The organism is Methylobacterium sp. Leaf93 (assembly GCF_001422345.1).
GTDB lineage: Bacteria > Pseudomonadota > Alphaproteobacteria > Rhizobiales > Beijerinckiaceae > Methylobacterium > Methylobacterium bullatum.
On sequence record NZ_LMMS01000029.1, the window covers coordinates 197,688 to 219,268 of the forward strand.

19 protein-coding genes, 1 tRNA gene and 2 pseudogenes are annotated in these 21,581 nt (G+C 64.9%); 15 read left to right on the forward strand and 7 right to left on the reverse strand.

Annotated features, from left to right (window positions below; all coding sequences use genetic code 11):
* Positions 1-30 precede the first annotated feature (30 nt).
* The 4 genes from ASF26_RS19790 to ASF26_RS19805 form a co-directional block, all read right to left on the reverse strand.
* Positions 31-339: a hypothetical protein gene (locus tag ASF26_RS19790; RefSeq protein ID WP_056258111.1), complete on the reverse strand. Its 309-nt coding sequence runs from the start codon at positions 337-339 to the stop codon at positions 31-33.
* Positions 340-452: 113 nt separating this feature from the next.
* Complete coding sequence (locus tag ASF26_RS19795; RefSeq protein WP_056258115.1) at positions 453-725, reverse strand: hypothetical protein; 273 nt, start codon at positions 723-725, stop codon at positions 453-455.
* 158 nt (positions 726-883) lie between these two features.
* Positions 884-1,606 (reverse strand): hypothetical protein, encoded by a 723-nt coding sequence (locus ASF26_RS19800; protein ID WP_056258118.1) that lies wholly within the window; start codon positions 1,604-1,606, stop codon positions 884-886.
* Positions 1,607-1,748: 142 nt separating this feature from the next.
* Positions 1,749-2,381 (reverse strand): DUF1134 domain-containing protein, encoded by a 633-nt coding sequence (locus ASF26_RS19805; RefSeq protein ID WP_056258240.1) that lies wholly within the window; start codon positions 2,379-2,381, stop codon positions 1,749-1,751.
* Positions 2,382-2,516: 135 nt separating this feature from the next.
* Between ASF26_RS19805 and ASF26_RS19810 the strand changes: the two genes are divergently transcribed.
* On the forward strand, positions 2,517-2,993 hold the full coding sequence (locus tag ASF26_RS19810) for a YHS domain-containing (seleno)protein (RefSeq protein WP_244476003.1): 477 nt from the start codon (positions 2,517-2,519) through the stop codon (positions 2,991-2,993).
* Between the two features lie 10 nt (positions 2,994-3,003).
* On the opposite strand, the gene ASF26_RS19815 is transcribed toward ASF26_RS19810, so the two are convergent.
* Entirely contained in the window at positions 3,004-3,873 is an 870-nt protein-coding gene (locus ASF26_RS19815; protein WP_056258133.1) for a 3'(2'),5'-bisphosphate nucleotidase CysQ, read from the reverse strand.
* A 192-nt stretch (positions 3,874-4,065) separates the two neighbouring features.
* Between ASF26_RS19815 and ASF26_RS19820 the strand changes: the two genes are divergently transcribed.
* The 7 genes from ASF26_RS19820 (at position 4,066) to ASF26_RS19850 (ending at position 11,786) form a co-directional block, all read left to right on the forward strand.
* Positions 4,066-4,800 (forward strand): histidine phosphotransferase family protein, encoded by a 735-nt coding sequence (locus ASF26_RS19820; protein ID WP_056258143.1) that lies wholly within the window; start codon positions 4,066-4,068, stop codon positions 4,798-4,800.
* A 145-nt stretch (positions 4,801-4,945) separates the two neighbouring features.
* Positions 4,946-7,660, forward strand: a complete 2,715-nt coding sequence (locus ASF26_RS19825; protein WP_056258145.1) for a hybrid sensor histidine kinase/response regulator — start codon at positions 4,946-4,948, stop codon at positions 7,658-7,660.
* A gap of 38 nt (positions 7,661-7,698) precedes the next feature.
* Positions 7,699-8,187 carry a chemotaxis protein CheW gene (locus ASF26_RS19830; RefSeq protein ID WP_056258243.1) on the forward strand — a complete coding sequence of 163 codons (489 nt, stop codon included), beginning with the start codon at positions 7,699-7,701 and terminating at the stop codon, positions 8,185-8,187.
* 23 nt (positions 8,188-8,210) lie between these two features.
* Positions 8,211-8,594, forward strand: coding sequence for a response regulator (locus ASF26_RS19835; RefSeq protein WP_018042678.1), 384 nt, complete (start codon positions 8,211-8,213; stop codon positions 8,592-8,594).
* 80 nt (positions 8,595-8,674) lie between these two features.
* A complete protein-coding gene (cheB, locus tag ASF26_RS19840; RefSeq protein ID WP_056258147.1) occupies positions 8,675-9,844 on the forward strand; it encodes a chemotaxis-specific protein-glutamate methyltransferase CheB in 1,170 nt (389 codons plus the stop codon).
* Positions 9,841-10,716 (forward strand): protein-glutamate O-methyltransferase CheR, encoded by an 876-nt coding sequence (locus ASF26_RS19845; RefSeq protein ID WP_056258151.1) that lies wholly within the window; start codon positions 9,841-9,843, stop codon positions 10,714-10,716. Before cheB ends, ASF26_RS19845 begins: the two co-directional genes overlap by 4 nt.
* Before the next feature lie 260 nt (positions 10,717-10,976).
* Positions 10,977-11,786, forward strand: coding sequence for an acyl-CoA thioester hydrolase/BAAT C-terminal domain-containing protein (locus ASF26_RS19850; protein ID WP_244476004.1), 810 nt, complete (start codon positions 10,977-10,979; stop codon positions 11,784-11,786).
* 140 nt (positions 11,787-11,926) lie between these two features.
* Here ASF26_RS19850 and ASF26_RS19855 read toward each other — a convergent pair whose 3' ends face one another.
* Complete coding sequence (locus ASF26_RS19855) at positions 11,927-12,628, reverse strand: response regulator transcription factor CtrA (protein WP_018042682.1); 702 nt, start codon at positions 12,626-12,628, stop codon at positions 11,927-11,929.
* Positions 12,629-13,047: 419 nt separating this feature from the next.
* Between ASF26_RS19855 and fliI the strand changes: the two genes are divergently transcribed.
* The 3 genes from fliI to ASF26_RS19870 all read left to right on the forward strand — a co-directional run bounded on the left by fliI (position 13,048) and on the right by ASF26_RS19870 (position 16,091).
* The gene (gene fliI / locus ASF26_RS19860; RefSeq protein WP_018042683.1) at positions 13,048-14,403 is read left to right on the forward strand and encodes a flagellar protein export ATPase FliI; all 1,356 of its coding nucleotides are present in this window, start codon (positions 13,048-13,050) and stop codon (positions 14,401-14,403) included.
* A gap of 83 nt (positions 14,404-14,486) precedes the next feature.
* On the forward strand, positions 14,487-14,894 hold the full coding sequence (gene fliJ, locus ASF26_RS19865) for a flagellar export protein FliJ (RefSeq protein WP_018042684.1): 408 nt from the start codon (positions 14,487-14,489) through the stop codon (positions 14,892-14,894).
* Between the two features lie 141 nt (positions 14,895-15,035).
* The gene (locus ASF26_RS19870; RefSeq protein ID WP_056144318.1) at positions 15,036-16,091 is read left to right on the forward strand and encodes a lysylphosphatidylglycerol synthase domain-containing protein; all 1,056 of its coding nucleotides are present in this window, start codon (positions 15,036-15,038) and stop codon (positions 16,089-16,091) included.
* Positions 16,092-16,555: 464 nt separating this feature from the next.
* On the opposite strand, the gene flhA is transcribed toward ASF26_RS19870, so the two are convergent.
* Positions 16,556-18,709, reverse strand: a complete 2,154-nt coding sequence (gene flhA / locus ASF26_RS19875; protein WP_056258154.1) for a flagellar biosynthesis protein FlhA — start codon at positions 18,707-18,709, stop codon at positions 16,556-16,558.
* Between the two features lie 420 nt (positions 18,710-19,129).
* Here flhA and ASF26_RS19880 point away from each other — a divergent pair.
* The 4 genes and pseudogenes from ASF26_RS19880 to ASF26_RS19890 all read left to right on the forward strand — a co-directional run.
* Positions 19,130-19,219, forward strand: a tRNA-Ser gene (locus ASF26_RS19880).
* A gap of 359 nt (positions 19,220-19,578) precedes the next feature.
* Positions 19,579-20,469 carry an ImmA/IrrE family metallo-endopeptidase gene (locus ASF26_RS19885; protein ID WP_056258157.1) on the forward strand — a complete coding sequence of 297 codons (891 nt, stop codon included), beginning with the start codon at positions 19,579-19,581 and terminating at the stop codon, positions 20,467-20,469.
* 457 nt (positions 20,470-20,926) lie between these two features.
* Positions 20,927-21,067, forward strand: a pseudogene (locus ASF26_RS22280) (transposase); the annotation flags it as partial.
* A gap of 116 nt (positions 21,068-21,183) precedes the next feature.
* Positions 21,184-21,581 (forward strand): annotated as a pseudogene (locus tag ASF26_RS19890) (IS5 family transposase); the annotation flags it as partial.

Consider the following 21,581-nt stretch of genomic DNA (forward strand, 5'->3'; position numbering starts at 1 on the left):
GAGCGCGGCGGTCAGCCCGCCGGCGATCCTCTACAGCAGCGGATCGAGGATGAAGGGCTGTTTGGGAATGGTGTAGCCGCGCTTGACGCCCTTCGATGTCTGCACGGGCGCTTCCTTGATCGCCTGAGGCGTGCCGGAAATCGCCGAGGGGTCGAGGTCGTCGCCGTCGGCCACGGCGGTGGAATCCACCACCGGGGACGATCCGAGCCCGACTCCGGAGGATTGCACCGGAGCCCGCGTATCGGGGGCCTGCAGGGCACCGCGTCGGCCGCAGCCAGAGCCGGCTAGGGACACGCAGCCCAGAACGAGGAGCAACGTCAGTCGGGAACGAAACAACATCAACGTGGGTCCGGAGCCTCGGGCGTCGGCATCATAGCCGTTGCTTCCCGCTGATGCGAGCGCAACGGCCACGCTTTATGCTGCCTGAGGCACCGTGGCCTCACTGAAGGGGATCAGCCCTTCTTGCCGCCCGTCTTCTCATAGGCGTCGATAGCGCGGCGGCAATTCTCGGACAGCTTGGTCCAGTTGGTCTGGAAGCACTTGTCCACCGCCGGATCGTCGGCGGAGAGGTTCCCGCAATAGGTGAGGTAATCGCCGGTGCAATACTTCTTGAGCGTCTCGTTGCCCCGCTTCGTCTGGGGAGCGGCTTGGGCGAAGGCCGCCGCCGACGAGAACACGGACACTGTCACGAGTGCGAGAGCAAGCGAAGTCATCTTGGAAGTCATAGGGAACGTGATCCGTCTCAGACAGTGAGGATGTAACGAACCCGATGATGCCTTTGCATGGTCGAAACAAGGCACGCCGGTGGTCATCCCATGAAGACGCGGCTTCTACGCCACTCCTCCGGCCGCCTGCAACGGCCCTCACTCCACCCGCCGGTGAATCAGACGGGTTCGGTCCGCTTCACCGGAATCGAACCGGCCTGCGAGCCCGGCATGGCGAAAACATCGACGGACGGAAGCCGGTTCTGTCGAAGCAGCGAATCAGCCACCTCAACGATGCGCTGGCGAAGGGCGGCGATCTCAGCGTCGGGAGACGCCTTTGCCGTGCGCAGGGCCTCACATTCGGCGAGGAGCGCCGAGTAGCGCGCCTGCAGATCCTGCCCTGCGTCGTCATCGGCGGCCGCCTCAGCCTGCGCCGCCCTCGCCTCGCGCAGGACGTGGAGATCGTCGAGGAGATCGCGATGGGCGTTCTCAAGTACTTCGAGCGTGGCGAGGCTGAGGGTTCCCTCCGCGCGGGCGGTGGCGAGGTCGCGCTCGACGCCGTCCAGGTTCACCCGCGTCGATGCTAGGGCGGCCTCCCGCTCCTCCACGTTCCGCGACAGGGCGGCGATCTCGAGGGTCCGCGCGCCGATGGCCGCCATATCCGCGTGGCGGCTGGAGCGCGCCGCTTCCACCTTCCGCTCGAGGCGGCGCTGGGTGACGGCGAACCGCGCGCGCAGATAGTCCTTCTCGGCGGCGATTTCCGAGGCGGAAAGGGGAACGAGGCCTTCGAGCCGGCGCTTGGCCAGGCGGGTCGCCCGAGCGTTGACGGCCGGCAGGACCATGAGGGCGCACAGGCTCGCCGCGAGGAAGCCGAGCGCGAAGATCATCACGGTTTCGATCACGCGGGAATGCTCTTCCTAGCCCCTGGCGCGGTCGGAAAAACCGCGACGTGCATGTCTTTAGACCATTTCCCCCAGGCGAGACCAATCCTTTGAAGGGTTCGAGACGAACCGCCGCCGGTCGAGGCCCACGAGTCGGGTGGGATCAGAAGGGGTTCCAGGTCGGCTTCGGGGTGAATTTCAGATAGCCGACATTGATTCCGAGGCGCGCACCGACGCCGGTCCTGATCGGCACCACCACCATTCCGTCATTCGTCACGGCGGTCATCCCGAACCCGCCGATGAAATAGGCGGAGCCGTCGACTCCGGCAAAGCGCCGGTAGAGGCCGGAGACCGAGGGCATGTTGTAGAGGAGCATCATCGTGCGATCGCCGTCGCCGCCGAGGTCGAACCCGATGGACGGTCCCTGCCAGTAGATCCGGCGCTGCCCGGCATTGCGGGTGTAGAGCGTGCCTTCGCCGTAGCGAACGCCGCCGACGATGGCGCCGGACGCTTCCTGTCCGAGGATGTAGCCGTTGGGCTCGCCCCAGCGCCGGGTCGCCTCTTCCACGGTGAGGGCGAGGCCGCGCGACATGGAGCCGAAGAACTTATGCCCGTTATCCACGATCTCGGCGGGCCGGAACCGTCCGGGGGGCGGCTCGTCGAAGGCCAGCGCCGGAGCGACGGGCGCCGCGATGAGCAGAACGGCCGCGGCTGCGCCGAGGATGAGCGCGCGGCGCCGGGCCGCGAGCGGCGAAGGCTCGACCGATGCGGCGAGGGGGTTCGAAGGATCTGTCATCCGGAGCACCATGTTCGCCCATCACAAGGTTCGACATCCGTCCCGTTCGCCGACATTCTCCTGGCTGGATTTGTCCGAGCCGGGACAAGCGGAGGCACGAGCCCGCGTAGCGTCGATTAGAGCATGAAGTACCGCATGATAGGGTTAACGCGCCGTAACCTCGCAGGAATCGCGCTGGCATCGTGCCTCGTTGCACCTTGCGCCTCCTTCGCGCGGCAGGGACTCATCGCCCTCGATGGGTTCGACGCGGTCAGCTATTTCCTTGATCCCGAGGGAGAGCCGGTACCGGGCAAACCGGCCTTCGAATGGGATTGGAAAGGCCGGACCTGGCGTTTCTCGCGGCTGGGAAACCTCGCAGCCTTCCGCGATGCACCCTCCGCCTATGCACCGCGTCTGTCCGGCTACGATCCGATCGGGGTGCTCGATGGCCGGATCGTGGACACGGACCCGCAGATTTTCGCGATACTGGCCGGTCCGGCGGGGGAGGGGCTCTACCTGTTCCGCAATCGGGAACACCGTTCGAGGGTCGTGGCGTCACCGGCCATCGTCGTGGCGGCGGAAGAGAAATGGCCGGCCCTGCGCAAGCTCACCGAGGATGGCGCGCCGCCTTGAGAAGGCTTTCTCACACCGGGGGCGTGGTCTGCGCGGCAGGTCCCTGGCGGACCGTGCTCAGGCTCGGCCCGCGATCGGGCAGGCCGAGGCGGCCCGTATAACTCGGATCGCCGAGGGCCGCGAAAGGGCCGTTACGGTAGAAAATGCCGTAATGGCCATAGGTGATCTCGCGCCCCGACGGCACGATGACGCAGCCGCCGGCGGTGGTCAGCACATGGTCCCCGGCCGCGGTGTCCCATTCCATGGTCGGGCCGCAGCGGACATAGATGTCGGCTTCGCCGGACGCGATGAGGCAGAATTTCAGGGCCGACGCGACCCCGCGCCTCTGGCCGATGGGAAGTCCCGCGAGGCAGGCTTCCGTCTCGGTATCGCCGTGGCGCCGGCTGACGAGGGCGACGAGCCCGTCCTCCGGTACCTTCCGGACCCGGATCGCGTTCCGCGTCGTCGGTCGCCCGCGATGGATCGCCGCCTCGAACGCGGTGGCGCCGGCCCCCCAGACGCGGCCGATGCCCGGACCCGCCACGGCCGATGCGACCGGCCTGTTCCCTTCGATCAGGCAGATATTGACGCTGTAATCCGGGTTTCCGGCCAGAAAATCGCGCGTGCCGTCCAGCGGGTCGACCAGAAAGAACAAGTCGGCCGGCGGCAGGTCGTGAGTGGATTCCTCGGAGACGATGGGAATCGTCGGGTAGCGTTGCCTCAGGGCATCGAAGATCAGCTTTTCGGATGCGATGTCGGCGACGCTCGACGGAGTCCCGTCCGGCTTGATCACGTGCGCGCAGTCGCCACCATGATGTCGTCGGAGGATGTCGCCGGCTTCGCAGGCGATGTCGGTCAATGTCGTCGCGATGCTGTCGCGCATCCGCGGATCGAGGGGCATAGGAAAGTCTTGCCTTGCGAGCCGCGCCTTGTCGACTCTAGAGTCGGCTCCGAAGCGGACTACGCACTCCTCGCGTCGCTTTTCAAAGCATCCTGTGCCGTCTATCGGTGCCGCCCTCGGTTGGTTTCATCTCTCGAAGCCGACGGACCGGCCGCATCCGCGGCCCCTTCATTGCCCTGTGCGGAGAGCACGATGACCCCCGTCGATCTCGATTCCCTCGATCTCTCCGCGCTGCTTTGCTCGCGCGTCTGCCACGACGTCATCAGCCCGGTCGGCGCCATCGTGAACGGACTCGAAGTCCTGGAGGACGAGAGCGACACCTCAATGCGGGAATTCGCCCTCGAACTGATCGGCAAAAGCGCAAAGCAGGCCTCGGCACGGCTGCAATTCGCCCGCATCGCATTCGGCGCCGCCGGATCCGCGGGCGCGTCGATCGACCTGGCCGATGCCGAGAAAGTCTCGCGCGGGATGTTCGGCGACGAGAAGACCCAGCTGGCCTGGAGCGCACCGCAGGCGCTCTATCCGAAGAACAAGGTCAAACTCCTCCTCAACCTCGTCATGATCGCCACCACCACCATTCCCCGTGGCGGCCGGATCGACGTGGTCGTCGGCGGCGACGGGGAGGCACCCTCCATTGTCATCACGTCGAAGGGGTCGCACGCCCGCATTCCTGCCCATGTGGAGGACCTGATCGCGGGAACGCCGGAGAACGGCGCGGTGGACGCCCACAGCATCCTGCCGTTCTATGCCGGGCTCGTGGCCCGCGCGGCCGCGATGAACGTCCGCTTCGGAATCGAGGGCGACGAGGTGACGATCCGCGCCGAGCCCGTGGCCGCCACCGTTGCACCGGCTGCGGCACCCGCCGCTGCCCCTGTCGAAGATACCCGCCCCTCCGACAGCGAGCCCCCCGAAACCTCGCTCGCCTGATCGCGGGCCTGACTGTCGCGGCAGGGCTCAATCAAATCCTGCCGCGACTTGTGAATTTGTCTCTCTTTCGAAACTCTTCACTAACCTGTCGGCCTCAAGGTGGAACTCGCACAAACCTAGTGCGCGTCTGGACCGAGTGCCTCTAATGGATGACTTGCTGCGTGAGTTTCTGACCGAGAGCGCAGAGCATCTCGATACCGTGGACGCCGAACTCGTCCGCTTCGAGCAGGATCCCAACAACCAGACGATCCTCCGGAACATTTTCCGCCTCGTTCACACGATCAAGGGGACGTGCGGCTTCCTCGGCCTGCCGCGCCTCGAAGCGCTGGCGCACGCGGCCGAGACGCTGATGGGGCAGTTCCGCGACGGCATGCCCGTCAGCAGCCCCGCCGTCAGTCTCATCCTCGTGACGCTCGACCGGCTCAAGCAGATCCTCGGCGATCTCGAGATCACCGGCACCGAGCCGACCGGCAACGACGACGACCTGATCAACGCCCTCGATGCGATGTCGGCCGCCCCGTTCGTAGCGCCGGCCCCCGTGGTCGAGACAAAGCTCCCCGACCCCGTCGTGCGTGAGCTCAAGCCCGGCGAAGTCTCCCTCGACGAGTTGGAGCGCGCCTTCCTCGAAGCCGAAGGTCCCGACCTGTCGGAGCCGCTCCCCCTGGAGCCGGCACCCGTCGCCATGGCCGAACCGAAGCAGCCCGAATTCACCGCTCCCGAGTTCGAACCTGCGTCGCTCGCCGAGGATTCGTCCTCCAAAAGCGCCAACCGGAAGAACGGGTCGGACGCTCCCTCCGGTGAATCCGAGGGCGGCGCCTCGAAGGTCCAGAGCATCCGTGTCAACGTCGACACGCTCGAACACCTCATGACGATGGTCTCCGAGCTGGTACTGACTCGCAACCAACTCCTCGAGATCGCCCGCCGCCACGACGACTCGACCTACAAGGTTCCCCTGCAGCGCCTCAGCCACGTGACGGCCGAGCTGCAGGAAGGCGTCATGAAGACGCGTATGCAGCCGATCGGCAATGCTTGGCAGAAGCTGCCGCGCGTGGTTCGCGACCTGTCGTCGGAACTCGGCAAGCAGATCGAGCTCATCATGAGCGGCGCCGAGACCGAGCTCGACCGTCAGGTCCTCGAGGTCATCAAGGACCCGCTCACCCACATGGTGCGCAACTCGGCCGACCACGGCATCGAATCCACCGCCGACCGGAAGGCGGCGGGCAAGCCCGCCCGTGGCACGATCCGTCTCGCCGCCTATCACGAGGGTGGCACGATCACGATCGAGATCGCCGATGACGGCAAGGGCCTCGATCTCTCCGCCATCCGCCGTAAGGCCGTGGAGCGCAACGTCGCGAGCCAGAGCGATATCGACAAGATGACCGACGCCCAGGTGGCGAAGTTCATCTTCCATCCCGGCTTCTCCACCGCGAAGGCGGTCACCTCCGTCTCCGGCCGCGGAGTCGGCATGGATGTGGTGAAGACCAATATCGAACTGATCGGCGGTGTCATCGACATCAACACGCAGCTCGGCCGCGGCACCACCTTCACCATCAAGATCCCGCTGACGCTGGCGATCATCGCCGCCCTCATCGTCAAGGCCGGCGACCTGCGCTACGCCGTGCCGCAGGTGGCCGTGCTGGAACTCGTGCGCGTCGACAAGGCCACCGCCCAGAAGGTGGAACGCATCAATGGCTCGCCGGTGCTGCGCCTGCGCGAGCGACTCCTCCCGATCGTGACCCTCACCGGGGTGCTGGGGCAGAAGGAGAATGCCGAGAGCATCGATTCCGGTTTCGTGGTGGTCGCACAGGTCGGCCGTCAGCGCTTCGGCATCCTGGTGGACGAGGTCTTCCACACGGAAGAGATCGTCGTGAAGCCGATGTCGTCCAAGCTGCGCCATCTGCCGCTGTTCGCCGGCAACACCATTCTCGGCGACGGTGCCGTGGTCCTGATCGTCGATCCCAACGGCATCGCCCGTCAGGTCAGCCAGGGCACGCAGACCGGCGCCATCCCGGTGGATGCAGAGCCGGAGGAGACCGATGCCGCCGACGCCAAGGCGACGCTGCTGGTGTTCAAGGGCGGCGGAGGCAGCTTCAAGGCGGTGCCGCTCTCGCTCGTGACACGGCTCGAGGAAATCGAGGCGAGCAAGATCGAGTGGGTCGGCGGACGCCCGCTGATCCAGTACCGTGGCCGGCTCATGCCGCTGGTCCCGGCCGATCAGTCGATCGAGATCAGGAGCGAGGGGACACAGGCCCTGGTGGTCTTCTCGGACGGCGAACGCGCCATGGGCCTCGTGGTCGACGAAATCATCGACATCGTCGAGGAGCGTCTCGACGTGGAGATCGCAGCCGAGCGTTCGGACCTCATCGGTTCGGCGGTCCTGCGCGGTCGCGCCACCGAGATCATCAACATCGCCCACTTCCTCCCGCTGGCCTATGACGACTGGGCCCGGGGCGCGCACAAGCCCGAGAAGCGCAATGCGACGCTGCTTCTCGTGGACGATTCGGCCTTCTTCCGCGACATGCTCAGCCCGGTCCTGAAGGCCGCAGGCTACAACGTGATCACCGCCGGAAGCGCGGAAGCCGCCCTCACCACGTTGATGGCCAACGGCCGTATCGACGTGGTGGTGTGCGACCTGGAAATGCCGGGCCGAAACGGCTTCGACCTCGTCGCCGCCATGCGGAAGGGTGACGAGCGTCTCTCCCAGCTACCGGTCATCGGCCTGTCCGGGACGGTCGGCATCGATGCCATCGAGCGGGCTCGCTCCCTCTCGATCCTCGATCTGGTGGCGAAGTTCGATCGCAGCGGGCTGATTTCGGCCCTCGGCGAAGTCGACATCGTCAGCCTTCCCAAAGCCGCCTGAACTTGGCCCTCGAACGAGATCGGACAATCTGAGCCATGATGCAGGCCGCCAACAGCAATAAGGGCGTCGAGACCGGCGCCATCACCGACTTCATCACGGTCTTCGTCGCCGACACCATGTTCGGCCTCGCCATCGACCGGGTTCACGACGTCTTCATCCCCGCCGGGGTGACGCCCGTACCGCTGGCTCCGCCGGAGATCGTCGGTCTCCTAAACCTGCGCGGACGCGTGGTCACGGCCCTGTGCCTGCGCCGCCGTCTCGGTCTCCCAGATCGTGCCGACGATAGCCAGAAGATGGCGATCGGGCTCGAGCAGGGCGGAGAAACTTTCGCCCTCGTGGTCGACGGTGTCGGCGAGGTGCTGAAGCTGGGAGGCGACACGCACGAGCCGGTGCCGATCAACCTCGATTCCCGCTGGCGGAATCTCTCCCTCGGTGTGCACCGCCTCGATGGCCGGCTCCTCGTCATTCTCGATGTCGATGCGCTCCTCGCCTTCGGAACGCAGCGCGACATCGCTGGCGCCGCCTGACCTTCCAGATCGAGGACAGCCCCATGAAGAACTGTCTCGTCGTCGACGATTCCGCCGTCATCCGGAAGGTCGCGCGGCGCATCCTCGAGACCATGAATTTCAAGGTCGGTGAAGCCGAGGATGGCGCCAAGGCCCTCACGGCCTGCATCGAAGCGATGCCCGACGTGATCCTGCTCGACTGGAACATGCCGACTATGGACGGCTACGAGTTCCTCCGCGCTCTGCGCCAGACTCCCGGCGGGATGGTGCCCAAGGTTTTGTTCTGCACCACCGAGAACGACGTCGGCGCCATCGCCAGGGCCCTGCATGCCGGCGCCGACGAGTACATCATGAAGCCTTTCGACCGCGACATCGTCACGGCCAAGCTCGAACAGGTGGGATTCGGCCAGGAGGCCGATGCCGCCTGACACGGAAGGCGGCGCGGATCTCTGGTCTCGCAGGATCGTCGCTGAACAATCCCCGTCATCACGACGAAGCGTAGAGTTCCATGGCCGCTGCCGCCTCCGTTCCAGTCTTCGCTCCCTCCGCGGGAGGCACCGCGAGCAACTCCGCTCGTGTGCGCGTCATGATCGCCGATGATTCGGCGGTCGTTCGCGGTCTCGTCGCCCGATGGATCGGCGAGGCGGGATTCGAGGTGGTGGCGACCGCCTCAAACGGCCGGATCGCCCTGGACTCCATGGCGCGCACCGATCCCGACGTGGTGCTCCTCGACATCGACATGCCGGAACTCGACGGGACGCAGGCCCTGCCTCTGATTCTCGCCAAGAGCCCGGGCATCCAAGTTGTCATGATGTCGACGCTGACGACGCGCAACGCCGACATCTCCCTGCGATGTCTCGCCCTCGGCGCCGTAGACTACCTTGCCAAGCCGGAAAGCAATCGCGGCGTGACCACCTCGGACACGTTCCGCGCCGAACTGATCGAACGCGTCCGCGTGTTCGGAGCCGCCCGTGCCCGGCGACGATCGCATGCCGCTCCCGTTGCCGTGGGAGCGGTCCAGATCGCCCCGGCGCCGGCTCAACGACCGGCGACACCCTTCGTCCTGCGCCCGAAGGCCCGCACCGGGACCCCACCGCGCTGCCTGCTCATCGGTTCCTCTACGGGCGGACCGCGCGCGGTCGGCGAAGTGCTGGAGAAAATCGGCAGCGCCACCCTGCGCCAGTTCCCGGTGCTGATCGTCCAGCACATGCCCCCGGTCTTCACGGCGGTCTTTGCCGAACATCTCGGCGCCAGAGTCGGCCTGCCGGCCGCGGAAGGGAAGCCCGACGAGCGTATCCAGCCGGGCCGCATCTACGTGGCGCCGGGGGGCCGCCATATGGGCCTGCAGGGAAGCCGGAACGACCTCTCGATCCGGCTCGACGACGGACCAGTCGTGAATTTCTGCCGGCCCGCGGTGGACGTGCTTTTCCACGATGCCGCCGCCCTCTACGGCGCGGCGGCCCTCGCCGTGATCCTCACCGGAATGGGATCCGACGGGACCAACGGCGCGCGCTCCCTCACGGATGCCGGTGCGCCGGTGCTCGCCCAGGACGAGGCGACCAGCACCGTCTGGGGCATGCCCGGCAGCGTCGCCAAGGCGGGCCTCGCCCAGGCCGTCCTGCCGCTCGGTGAGCTCGGACCGGCACTCCGCAACCTCCTGACGGGGCATGGCGCATGACCGAGCTCGAGTTCGACTTCCTGCGCAGCTACCTCAAGACGCGCTCGGGCCTCGCCCTCAGCGCCGAGAAGCGCTACCTCATCGAAAGCCGGCTCACGCCGGTTTGCCGCCGCTTCAATCTCGCGACCCTCCACGATCTCGTCACCATGCTGAAAGCATCGCGCGACCAGAGCCTGGAACGCGCGGTAGTCGAGGCGATGACCACGAACGAGACCTTCTTCTTCCGCGACCGCGTCCCCTTCGACCTGTTCCGGGACGTGTTGCTGCCGGAGGCCCTGGTCCGCCGCGCGGCCCAGCGCCGCCTGCGGATCTGGTGTGCGGCGTCCTCCACGGGCCAGGAGCCGTATTCCCTGGCCATGCTGATCCAGGACGCGGCGCCGCGCCTCGTCGGATGGCAGGTGGATATCGTCGCCACTGACCTCTCCACCGAAGTGCTGGATAAGGCCAAGGCCGGCCTCTACAGCCATTTCGAGGTGCAGCGCGGACTGCCGGTGCAATCCCTGCTGAAGCATTTCGAGCAGGTGGGCGAGCAATGGCGGATCTCCGCGAGCCTGCGCCAGATGGTGGATTTCCGCCCCCTGAACCTGCTGAATCCTTTCGATTCGCTCGGGACGTTCGACATCATCTATTGCCGCAACGTGCTGATCTATTTCGACGCGCCGACGAAGGGCGACGTCTTGGGACGTCTTAGTTCCAGCCTGACCCCGGACGGCGTCGTCCTTCTGGGCGCCGCCGAGACGGTCATCGGTCTCACCGACCGGCTCGTACCGCACCCGCAGCATCGCGGGCTCTACGGCCAGGCGCCAAGCGCCGCACGGCCGGGCCTGACCACGCAGCCGCTGCTTCCGCTGCGGAAAGTCGTGGGATTGTAGCCCGGGGACCTGCCGGCCGGGGCCGATCGAGGCCAGGAAGCTGCGTAGCGCCAGCATGATGCCCCGATACATCCCCGGCGCGCCGTGCGCCCGCATACGAGCTTTCGGGTAGCGGCATTCATACCGCGAGGTTCGCCCGAACGGCTGATGAAATCAGGCCGGGCAACGAGGTTTCCACGAACGCATGTTTGCCGTCGGGGGCGCCGCGTCCATTGCGTTGACGGACGGTTCGCTCAAATTGGTGAGCGGATCTTGTGGGCATGAACCGACATGCGCTCTCGTATGTTCCTCCTTCGGTTCGGATGGTGATGCTCAGGATCATCAATCGCCCACTGCCCGGCCTGGGCCATTGCTACAGCCCACCAGGCGAAGGGCCATTCCCCACCGTCATGGTGCTTCACGGCTCTGAGGGTGCTTGGTCCGGTTACAGCTATCTGTCCGCCGCCATACTGGCTGCACATGGATTTTTGGCCGTCCCTTTCGGCTACTCCGTGGGTGGCAACGCCTGGAATGCGGGCGATATCCTGAACGTGCCCCTCGATCGAACTGCTGAGGTCCTCGCGACTCTTCGTGCTCTACCGGTATCGGGGAAGGTCGGCCTCTACGGCGTGTCCCGAGGTGCCGAACACGCCCTGCTCGTGACGGCGTTGATGGCGCGGGACAAAGTTCCGGGTCTCCCCGATGCCGTTGCAGCCCATGCTGCCTCCGACGTCATCTGCGGCGCCTTTATCGGTGCGAATTGGCGGGACAGCGGAGATCCTGGCTGGCAGAGTTGGGATCCGGCCCAACGTGCTTGGACGTGGCGGGGAGTTTCGGACGATCTGTTGCCGACGATGCCGATCGAGATCGAGCGGTACGAGGGACCATTGCTCCTGACGCACGGGATGAAAGACACGATGTGGTCTGTCTCGATGACTCGGCGCCTGGAAGCACGATTGCGGCAGCACGGTCGTACACCGGAGGTGCACTTCCTATCCGAGCAAGACCATAATCCGATAGGTGAGGATGAGAATTCCTACAACCGCTGCCTGATCGACTTCTTCCATCGAGCGCTGGGCATGGCCGGATAAAATCACCGCACGCGACGAACTGCACCGGGTTGAAGCCGCTCGAACCGTACGTGTTCTCCGACTGGGCGTCATCGCGACCATCGCCCAACAAAAAAGCCCCGCTCACGCGAGGCCTTTTTCGAGTTCCGAAGCGAGGAGGATCAGACGGCGATGCGCTCTTCGCCTTCGTTGGGCTCGCGCAGCACGTAGCCGCGTCCCCAGACGGTCTCGATGTAGTTCTTGCCGGAGGAGGCGTTGGCGAGCTTCTTGCGCAGCTTGCAGATGAAGACGTCGATGATCTTCAGCTCAGGCTCGTCCATGCCGCCATAGAGGTGGTTGAGGAACATCTCCTTCGTCAGGGTCGTGCCCTTCCGCAGCGAGAGAAGCTCCAGCATCTGATATTCTTTGCCGGTGAGATGAACACGGCTGCCGGTCACCTCGACGGTCTTCTGATCGAGATTCACGATCAGGTCACCGGTGGTGATGACCGACTGGGCGTGGCCCTTCGAACGGCGGACGATCGCGTGAATGCGAGCGACCAGCTCATCCTTATGGAAAGGTTTGGTGAGGTAGTCATCGGCTCCGAAGCCGAGGCCCTTAACCTTGTCCTCGATGCCGGCCATGCCGGAGAGGATCAGGATCGGCGTCTTGACCTTCGCCACGCGCAGGTTGCGCAGCACCTCGTAGCCCGACATGTCGGGAAGGTTCAGGTCGAGAAGGATGATATCGTAGTCGTAGAGCTTGCCGAGGTCGATTCCTTCCTCGCCGAGATCCGTCGTGTAGGTGTTGAAGCTCTCCGACTTGAGCATCAGTTCGATGCTCTGCGCGGTCGCGCTGTCGTCTTCGATCAGAAGTACCCGCATCGTCGGTCCCCAGCCCAGCCGGCCGTATTCAGCGTTCGGGCAAGCCCCCGCCGTTCGTCCACCACCGGCCCGTGGCGGACGCTCCCTCGTCATAGACGTGAAACGCTAATGGTTAATCGTTAACAAAACCTGATTCTCGGTGGCAAGCACAGATTTGAATGTCTCGAGAAATGATGCTGCCGAAGATCGGTCGTTTGGCCCCGCGAGGTGAGGAGCCGGCAGATGCATTACATCAAAACATTCCGCTAAGCACTTGATCGCTTTGCCTTTGTCGTCACATGTAACTCAAGAGACACTCCCAAGCGGCACATCGTGACCGGTACCGAAAGGCATCCGCCACCCAATGACGACGCACCGCTTCGTGCCCGATATACGCAGTGTTAAGGAGGGAGGTAAACGAAACGTTGCGAGAAGCGCAGATGACCGTGCGACCCCGGGTTTCCTCCACACTCAATCTGGCCTCGGCCCAGGCCGCCCTGGCCGGAATCGAGACGCTGGAGACCTATGGACGCGTGGTCGCCATCAAGGGGCTGCTGGTCGAGGTCGCAGGGCCGGTGGGCGCCATGCGCCTTGGAGGGCGCCTCGACATCATGGTCGAGAACGCCACGGGCGCCGTTCCCTGCGAGATCATCGGTTTTCAAGGCGACCGGGCACTGGCGATGCCGTTCGGATCCCTTGAGGGCGTCCGTCGCGGATGTCCGGCGATGGTGCGCGACGAGGCCGCCGGCGCGATTCGTCCGTCCGCCGGCTGGCTCGGGCGAACCATCGACGCCCTCGGTCGACCCGTGGACGGTCTCGGCCCGCTGCCGCCCGGCCCGGCCATCTACCCCCTGCGCGCGGACCCGCCACCGGCCCATGCCCGGCGCAGGGTCGGCCCGCCCCTGGATCTGGGCATCCGCTGCATCAACACCTTCATCACCATGTGCGCCGGCCAGCGCATGGGCATCTTCGCCGGCTCCGGAGTCGGCAAATCCGTCCTCCTGTCCATGCTGGCGCGCTACACGGCGGCGGACGTGGCGGTGATCGGCCTCGTGGGCGAGCGCGGGCGCGAGGTGCAGGAGTTCCTGCAGGACGATCTCGGCCCCGCCGGCCTCGCCCGGTCCGTGGTGGTGGTGGCGACGTCGGACGAGCCGGCGCTCATGCGGCGCAACGCCGCCTACGTCACCCTGGCCATGGCCGAGTATTTTCGCGATCAGGGCGCGCAGGTTCTGTGCATGATCGATTCGATCACCCGATTCGCCATGGCCCAACGCGATATCGGCCTCGCCGCGGGCGAGCCGCCGACCGCCAAGGGCTACACGCCGACGGTCTTCAGTGAGTTGCCGCGCCTGCTCGAGCGCGCCGGCCCCGGAACGGGGCAGGGCGCGATCTCGGGCCTCTTCACGGTGCTGGTGGAAGGCGACGACCACAACGAACCGGTGGCCGACGCGGTGCGCGGCATCCTCGACGGCCATATCGTCATGGAGCGCGGCATCGCCGAGCGGGGACGCTACCCCGCCATCAACGTGCTGCGCTCGGTCTCCAGGACGATGCCCCGGTCCTGCGATCCCGTCCATCTGCCCACCGTGAGGCGCGCGAGGCGCATCCTGTCCACCTATGCCGACATGGAAGAGCTGATCCGGCTCGGTGCCTACAGGGCCGGCGCGTCGGCGGAAGTCGACGAGGCGGTGGCGTTGATGCCAAGTATCGAGGCTTTTCTGGGTCAGAGTAAGGAAGAAGCAACCTCGATAGGCGAGGGTTATCAACGGTTGGCAGCGATCGTCGGAAGCGCCTGAGTGACGTTCGGAACGTCATCTCATTCGCTTCAGGCGCCGACAGCACCGGCCTTTCGTGCGTGGCGTGGAATGGGACCCTCAATATGAAATCGCGTGACACGTTGATCCGGCTGCGCCGCTTCCAGGTCGACGAGAAGCGTCGGCGGGTGACGCAAATCGAGATGATGATGGCCGATTTCAACCGGATGGCATCCGAACTCGACCGCGAGGTCGCCTACGAGGAAGGCCGCGCCGGCATCACCGATACCGGCCATTTCGCCTATCCCACCTACGCCCGCGCCGCCGCGACGCGCCGGGACAACATGCGCCAATCCGCGCTCGCCCTCGAGAGCCAGCTCACCGATGCCAAGGCCGAACTCGGCGAGGCGTTCGAGGAGCTCAAGAAGATTGAGATCCTCGAGGATCGCGAGCGCACGGCCGAACGCGTCGCAGAAGCGGCCCGCGACCAGGCCGCCATGGACGGCATCGGCCTCTCCCGCATTCGCGCTTGAGCGATCCGTCGGCGCGGGCGGCACGAAGTCGTCATGTTCACATGACATCTGTCCGGGGAATGCCTTAGCCGGCCGTCTCGCTTGCGATGCTCAGCGCGGTCGTGCAGGTAGTCTGGGCTGTGGGGGCATGACCGGTTCGCAATGAAGACAATCAAGGATTTCGCCTGGCCGCTCATCGGCATCCTGGCGATCGCGATCTCCGGCTACTTTCTCTACCAGGAGCTGAAGACCACATCGATGGCGGCGGTATGGGGGGCCATCGTCGCCATCCCGCCCCATCGCATGGCCCTGGCGGGGCTCTCGACCCTCGTCGCCTATGCGGCCCTCGCCTGGTACGACCGGATCGCGCTGCTGCATCTCGGCGTGCGCGGAATCTCGTGGTTCTTCGTAGCGGTGTGCTCGTTCACGACCTACGCGCTCTCCCACAATATCGGCGCCTCGGTCTTCTCGGGCGCCCTGGTGAGGTACCGAGCCTACACGGCCAAGGGCCTCTCGGCCGCCCAGGTGGCGGTGCTGGTGGCTTTGTGCTCGTTCACCTTCTTCCTCGGGACGATCCTGCTCGGTGGCGTCGTCCTGGTGATCGAACCGCAGCTGCTCTCGCGGCTCAAGGGGATCCTGCCCGGTTTTCTCACCGACCCGAAGACCGCGCTCATCGTCGGCATCGGCCTTCTCGCCTTCGTCGCGCTCTACGTCGCCGGGTCGATCCTGCGCCTCCCGCCGCTCCACATCCGCAAGTTCAAGCTCGAATATCCGCGCCCGGCGATCATGGGGCGCCAGCTTCTAGCGGCACCGCTCGAACTGCTCGGCGCGGCCGGCATCCTATATTTCGCCCTGCCGGAAGCAGTGAATCCCGGCCCCATCGCCGTCATCGCGATCTTCCTCGCCTCGTTCTCCGTCGCTTTGGTCTCGAACGCACCGGGCGGGCTCGGCGTCTTCGAACTGGTCTTCATCACGGCGATGCAGATCACCGATCCCGGACAGAAGGATGCGATCATCGCGGCCGTCATCGTGTTCCGGGTGTTCTATTTCTGGATCCCGGCGCTGATTTCGGTGGTGGTCGTCCTGCTCTACGAGCGCTCACGCCTCGCCGACCTCGCCAGAGCGCCGCAGGCCTCGGCCGTGCCAGCACCGCCGGTCGTCGCGCCCGGTCTCGATCCGACCAGGATCAAGAAGAAGCTGGAGAAGAAGCCGCTCTGAGCCTCCGCTCGATCGGATGTCTCAGCGGGTACTCTCACGAAGGTCCATCATCCAATCAGACCACCTCATCCTGAGGTGCCGAAGCGCAGGGAAGGCCTCCAAGGAGACCTGCGGTGGTCGTCGTAGCGCGATCTCCGGAAGTCTCCTTCGAGGCCGCAAGGCGGCGCTTCAGGATGAGGTGGAGCGCTGCGAGAACGAAAGAAACAGTCCCTCAAACGGCTCCACACCACGTCACGTGAAAGCCGAGCGCCGAGGCCAAGCGGCTCGAGGCCCGTCCGCCGCGATACGGTCGGGCGGACAGGTCCCCGCTCACAGACACATCTCACTTCGGGTCCGGCGGCAGTTCCGCCAGGAACCGAGCAAGGGTTCGGCCAGTTCGACGCTATAGCCTCAGGGCCGGTCCGGAGGGTCTGTCTCCGGACTCGGCGGCAGGCAGACGCTCACGGTAAATTCGGATCTCGGCCTCAGACCGAACCCACCGTCCGCAGCCGGGCGCGCGGGTGGATTTCCGCCTGGCTCATCACCGCCGTCTCACGGCGGAAGCGCTCGATGATGGAACGCACGAAAGGCCGGGCCTGAGCCGAGGTGACGAGGACCGGCATCTCGCCCATGCGTGCTGCCTGTTCGAAGCGGTCGCGCACCGTGTTGACGAATTCCGAGAGTTTGGACGGCTGCATGGCGAGGTAGCGCTCGTCGCGCTCGCCCGCGATGGATTCGAGGAAGGCCTGCTCCCAGGCCGGTGACAGGGTGATGATCGGCAGCATGCCGTCATGGCCCTGGTACTGCGCGCAGATCTGACGGCCGAGGCGGGCACGGACATGCTCGACGATGTCGCGCGGATTCTTCACATGGCCCGCCACCTCGGCGATGCCCTCGACGATGGAGCCGAGGTCGCGGATCGAGACCCGCTCGGCCAGCAGGAACTGCAGCACGCGCTGGATACCCGTGGTGCCGATCTGCGAGGGCACCACCTCCTTGAGAAGGTCGGCATGGTCCTTCGAGAGTTCCTTCAGGAGCTTCTGGACCTCCACGTGATTCAGCAGTTCCGAGACATGCGCCTTGATGATCTCGGTGAGATGGGTCGAGACCACCGTCGCCGCATCCACCACGGTGTAGCCCTTGAGCTGCGCCTGATCGCGCAGGGAGGCGTCGATCCACGTGGCGGGCAGGCCGAAGGTCGGCTCGAGCATGTGCTGGCCGGGCAGCTGCACCTGTCCGCCCATCGGGTCCATGGCCATGAACTGGCCGGGGAAGATCTGCCCCGTGCCGGCTTCGATCTCCTTCACCCGCACGACGTAGGCGTTGGAGTCGAGCTGGACGTTGTCGAGGATGCGGACCGAAGGCATGACGAAGCCGAGTTCCGCCGCGAGCTGGCGGCGCAGGGCCTTGATCTGGTCCGTCAGCCGATCCTGACCCTCCTGTCCGTTGACGAGGGCGAGGAGCGCGTAGCCCATTTCGAGCTTGAGGTCGTCGAGCTTGAGGAGATCGGTCACCGTCTCCTCCTTGGCGGCCTGGGCCGCAGCCACCGCGGTGGCGTCCATCGGCGCACCATCGGAGTCGAGGGGAGGGGCCTCGCGGGCGATCTTGGCGAAGTGCCATGCGGCGTAGCCCGAGGCCCCCGCGAGGGCGAGGAAGGGCAGCATCGGCATGCCCGGCAGGAACGAGAGCAGCACCATCACGCCCGACGACATGCCGAGCGCCTTCGGGTAGTTGGCGAGCTGCTTGCCCAGCGCCTTGTCGGCCGAGCCCTTCACACCCGCCTTGGAGACGAGGATACCCGCCGCCGTCGAGACGATGAGGGCCGGCACCTGGCTCGCGAGGCCGTCGCCGATGGTGAGCAGCGTGTAGGACTTCGCGGCCGCGCCGAAGGGCATGCCCTGCTGGGCGACGCCGATGATGATGCCGCCGATCACGTTGATGAAGGTGATGAGCAGCGCGGCGATGGCATCTCCGCGCACGAATTTCGAGGCACCGTCCATGGCGCCGAAGAAGGAGGATTCTTCCTCCAGCGCGGCGCGTCGGGCCTTCGCCACCTTCTCGTCGATGAGGCCGGCCGAGAGGTCGGCATCGATCGCCATCTGCTTGCCGGGCATGGCGTCAAGGGTGAAGCGGGCGGCGACTTCCGCGATACGGCCCGAACCCTTGGTGATGACGACGAAGTTCACGATGATCAGGATCGCGAACACGATGATACCGATGACGAAGTTGCCGCCCATCACGAAGTTGCCGAAGGCTTCGATGACGTGGCCCGCCGCCGCCGTGCCCTCGTGGCCATGGCCGAGGATGAGCCGCGTCGAGGCGAGGTTCAGGGCCAGCCGCAGCAGGGTCGCGACGAGGAGCAGGGTCGGGAAGACGGTGAACTCGAGAGGGTTGTCGATGAACAGCCCCGTCATCATGATCAGCACCGAGATGATGATCGAGACGGCGAGCAGGAGGTCGAGCAGGAACGCGGGCAGCGGGAAGATGAGCACCGTGAGGATGCCCATCACGGCGGTGGCGAAGAACAGGTCCGTACGCTTCGAAAGCGCGGTCAGGTTGGCACGGTTCGGGATCGCGAAGCTCGCAAATTGCGAGACGCTCATCCCCGGAGCCGGCGCGGCGGCGCCCGTCTCGCTCATACTCGAACCCTCGTGTCCCACGCGGACCCGGCAAGAATTGCCGGGCTCAGGGTTAGCGAAGAGTTAACGAGGCACGGTAGAGGTCGAGAAAACCTGTTTTGGCTCGCGCCGCTCCCGATCCGGTAGGATCCCGGGCAATGGCAAGTCCGATCCCCCGAGCAGGCAGTATCCCACCTGCCCGTGGCTTCCTTCAACGCATCGCCCTCGGCAGGCGTGATCCTCGATCGGTGACGCAATCGCCGCGCTCAGGCGCGGCCGCCCCGGTGCCGATGGGACACAGGCATCCGGCGGCAACCGGAAAATCGCGTGTTTCCTCACCGGATCGGTACGCTGGTCCCTTGCACGGGAGGAACTCGGCTTGTACAGCACGCCACTCGCTCACCTCCGCCGCTGCAAAAGCTGGCAACGATGTGAGAGACTGGAGGGGTGGCCGAGTGGTTGAAGGCGCACGCCTGGAAAGTGTGTATACCGGAAACGGTATCGCGGGTTCGAATCCCGCTCCCTCCGCCATTTGACCAAGCCGAACCATTGTAATCGTTGCGGAATTTGGCCCAACGACGAGCGACCACCCCCAATTCACCCCACATTTTGTATCGGCTTGTGTCGGCTAAAGCTGGATCTCGCTGGACTTCGCCTCACGCGCGCGAGGCCGAGCGTTTGCGATGCATGGCAGCGTTTCGACTAACGCGACTTTTTGCCCAAAGGCGATGATCCCCGACCGGGAGGATGCGTTTGAAGAGCGGGCAACCGCTCAAGGCGCGCGGCGACATCGGATCACGGCCTGCACGAACTTCCCGCAGTTCGGTTTCGGAATGACGTGTGCGTGGCAGCCTGATGAATCGGCTTAGGAACGGGAAGGCGCTGCGTGGATGGCGACCAGCAGGATAGACCTCGGGGGCGCGGGCTCGCCGGAGGCCCTCGTCAAACGCATTCTACAGGCCGAGCCGAACCTTTCGGTGCCCGTGCCGATCCAGGAGATGTGTGCACGCCTCGGGATCTTTAGGATCGAGGACCTGAACGCTGACGGGTTCGAGGGCGGCCTCGTCACCAACGCGAAGCGGTCCGAAGGAACCATCCTCGCCAAGCGCGGGGGCGAACCGCGTCGCCGCTTCACCATCGCGCACGAACTCGGCCACTTCCTGATGGCGCACCACGTCCCGGATCAGCCCGGCCGGTTCCTGTGCAAGAGTTCTGACCTACTGCGCGTGCATGCGAAGGAGGGCGACCAGCGGCAGCGCAGGGAAGTCGAGGCCAACCGCTTCGCCACACTCGTGTTGATGCCACCGCACCTGCTGCGAGGGGCCATGGCGGCCTTTCGCGAGCCCAATCTGCAGCAGGTTCTTACGCTCGCACGCGACTTCGCAGTCGGTAAGGAGACGGCGGCGCGGGCCTACGTGCAGTACCACCCCGAGCGGATCGCCATCGTCGTGGTGGGCAACGGCCGGGTGCAGCGGTGCTACCGCAGCCTCTCCTTTCCGGATATCATCTGCGCGGGTGGAAGCCCGGTCCCGCTGTACTCGCTCTATCACAGCAGTTCGCATCGGCCGGATATCGCGAGCGACATCGCCGCGTGCAGTCCTGACCTATGGATCAATGTGAAGCGCGACCTCCGCGCGCCGGCCCTCTACGAGCAGGTGTATCTCCAGCAGAACGGCTTCGCGATGATCCTGCTGCGTCTGGAACCTGTCCCAGAGGAAAGCGCGGAGGAACGTAGGCTTGAGGAGGGCTGGCGTTACCGCTTCCACTCGGGGCGACGGTAGGCGAGACTTTTGTAAGATATAATTCTTAGCTGGAGTGACAACCTCAGAATCTAGGAAATCGTTTCTGACTAAAAATAGAAAAATTTGAATTTCAGATAAATGACAGTCAATTCAATCATTTATTATGCCGCCTGCGGGTGTAGTCCGGTTGTCCAATACAACAATAAATCTGCCGCGATTTAAGGCCGAAAAGTGCTTGATGAGCTCATTTTTAAGGATTCATCTGCATAAGAGTAAGATATGAAAACTCGTAGCGCGTTGTCAATGTGGCTTCACATAGTAGGGCTTCTTCATTTCAGCAAAACGGTCGCCCAGTGAAAAGAACTTATTGAGGTGACTCGCGAAAATCAAAAGGGGATCAAGGCTCGTTGTCACATTAGGGTCTGAACCGAACCAAGATATTGCTGAGGCTGCAGTTTTGTGATTCACGTTCGCGGTTTTCAGCATGGAGGCGATGATGGTGGACCTGTTCTGGCTCTCGGATGATCAGTGGACGGTGATCGAGMCGTTCATGCCGGTCAACCAACCCGGCCCCGAGCGCAAGGACGATCGGAAGATCATCTCGGGCATGCTGCATGTGCTCACCTCAGGAGCCCAATGAATCAGCCTCACAACCTGTCGTGGAGAGTATGACTAGGGTCTGAACCGAACCAAGATATTGCTGAGGCTGCAGTTTTRTGATTCACGTTCGCGGTTTTCAGCATGGAGGCGATGATGGYRGACCTGTTCTGGCTCTCGGATGATCAGTGGACGGTGATCGAGCCGTTCATGCCGGTCAACCAACCCGGCCCCGAGCGCAAGGACGAYCGGAAGATCATCTCGGGCATGCTGCATGTGCTCACCTCAGGCTGCCGCTGGCAAGATTGCCCGGCGGAGTACGGTCCACGCACCACGGTCTACAATCGCTTCAACCGGTGGTCTCGGCGCGGGTTCTGGCGRGCGATGCTGGCCGCCTTGGCCAAGGCCGGGTGGTCGGGCGAAGCGGCAGCCATCGACAGCACTTACGTCAAAGCGCATCGCTCCGCCCACGGCGGTAAAGGGGGGGCAAAGCGCAGGCCATCGGCCCGTCGCGTGGGGGCCGGACGACCAAGATCCACAGATCGGAAGAGCAC

Coding starts and splice junctions, on each gene's coding strand:
- ASF26_RS19835 (WP_018042678.1), top strand. CDS start 8,211: ATGAAGAACTGTCTCGTCGTCGACGATTCCGCCGTCATCCGGAAGGTC.
- ASF26_RS19885 (WP_056258157.1), top strand. CDS start 19,579: ATGGCGACCAGCAGGATAGACCTCGGGGGCGCGGGCTCGCCGGAGGCC.
- flhA (WP_056258154.1), bottom strand. CDS start 18,709: ATGAGCGAGACGGGCGCCGCCGCGCCGGCTCCGGGGATGAGCGTCTCG.
- ASF26_RS19815 (WP_056258133.1), bottom strand. CDS start 3,873: ATGCCCCTCGATCCGCGGATGCGCGACAGCATCGCGACGACATTGACC.
- ASF26_RS19795 (WP_056258115.1), bottom strand. CDS start 725: ATGACTTCCAAGATGACTTCGCTTGCTCTCGCACTCGTGACAGTGTCC.
- ASF26_RS19830 (WP_056258243.1), top strand. CDS start 7,699: ATGCAGGCCGCCAACAGCAATAAGGGCGTCGAGACCGGCGCCATCACC.
- ASF26_RS19790 (WP_056258111.1), bottom strand. CDS start 339: ATGTTGTTTCGTTCCCGACTGACGTTGCTCCTCGTTCTGGGCTGCGTG.
- fliJ (WP_018042684.1), top strand. CDS start 14,487: ATGAAATCGCGTGACACGTTGATCCGGCTGCGCCGCTTCCAGGTCGAC.
- ASF26_RS19845 (WP_056258151.1), top strand. CDS start 9,841: ATGACCGAGCTCGAGTTCGACTTCCTGCGCAGCTACCTCAAGACGCGC.
- cheB (WP_056258147.1), top strand. CDS start 8,675: ATGGCCGCTGCCGCCTCCGTTCCAGTCTTCGCTCCCTCCGCGGGAGGC.
- ASF26_RS19855 (WP_018042682.1), bottom strand. CDS start 12,628: ATGCGGGTACTTCTGATCGAAGACGACAGCGCGACCGCGCAGAGCATC.
- ASF26_RS19825 (WP_056258145.1), top strand. CDS start 4,946: ATGGATGACTTGCTGCGTGAGTTTCTGACCGAGAGCGCAGAGCATCTC.
- ASF26_RS19805 (WP_056258240.1), bottom strand. CDS start 2,381: ATGACAGATCCTTCGAACCCCCTCGCCGCATCGGTCGAGCCTTCGCCG.
- ASF26_RS19820 (WP_056258143.1), top strand. CDS start 4,066: ATGACCCCCGTCGATCTCGATTCCCTCGATCTCTCCGCGCTGCTTTGC.
- ASF26_RS19810 (WP_244476003.1), top strand. CDS start 2,517: ATGATAGGGTTAACGCGCCGTAACCTCGCAGGAATCGCGCTGGCATCG.
- ASF26_RS19870 (WP_056144318.1), top strand. CDS start 15,036: ATGAAGACAATCAAGGATTTCGCCTGGCCGCTCATCGGCATCCTGGCG.
- fliI (WP_018042683.1), top strand. CDS start 13,048: ATGACCGTGCGACCCCGGGTTTCCTCCACACTCAATCTGGCCTCGGCC.
- ASF26_RS19850 (WP_244476004.1), top strand. CDS start 10,977: ATGAACCGACATGCGCTCTCGTATGTTCCTCCTTCGGTTCGGATGGTG.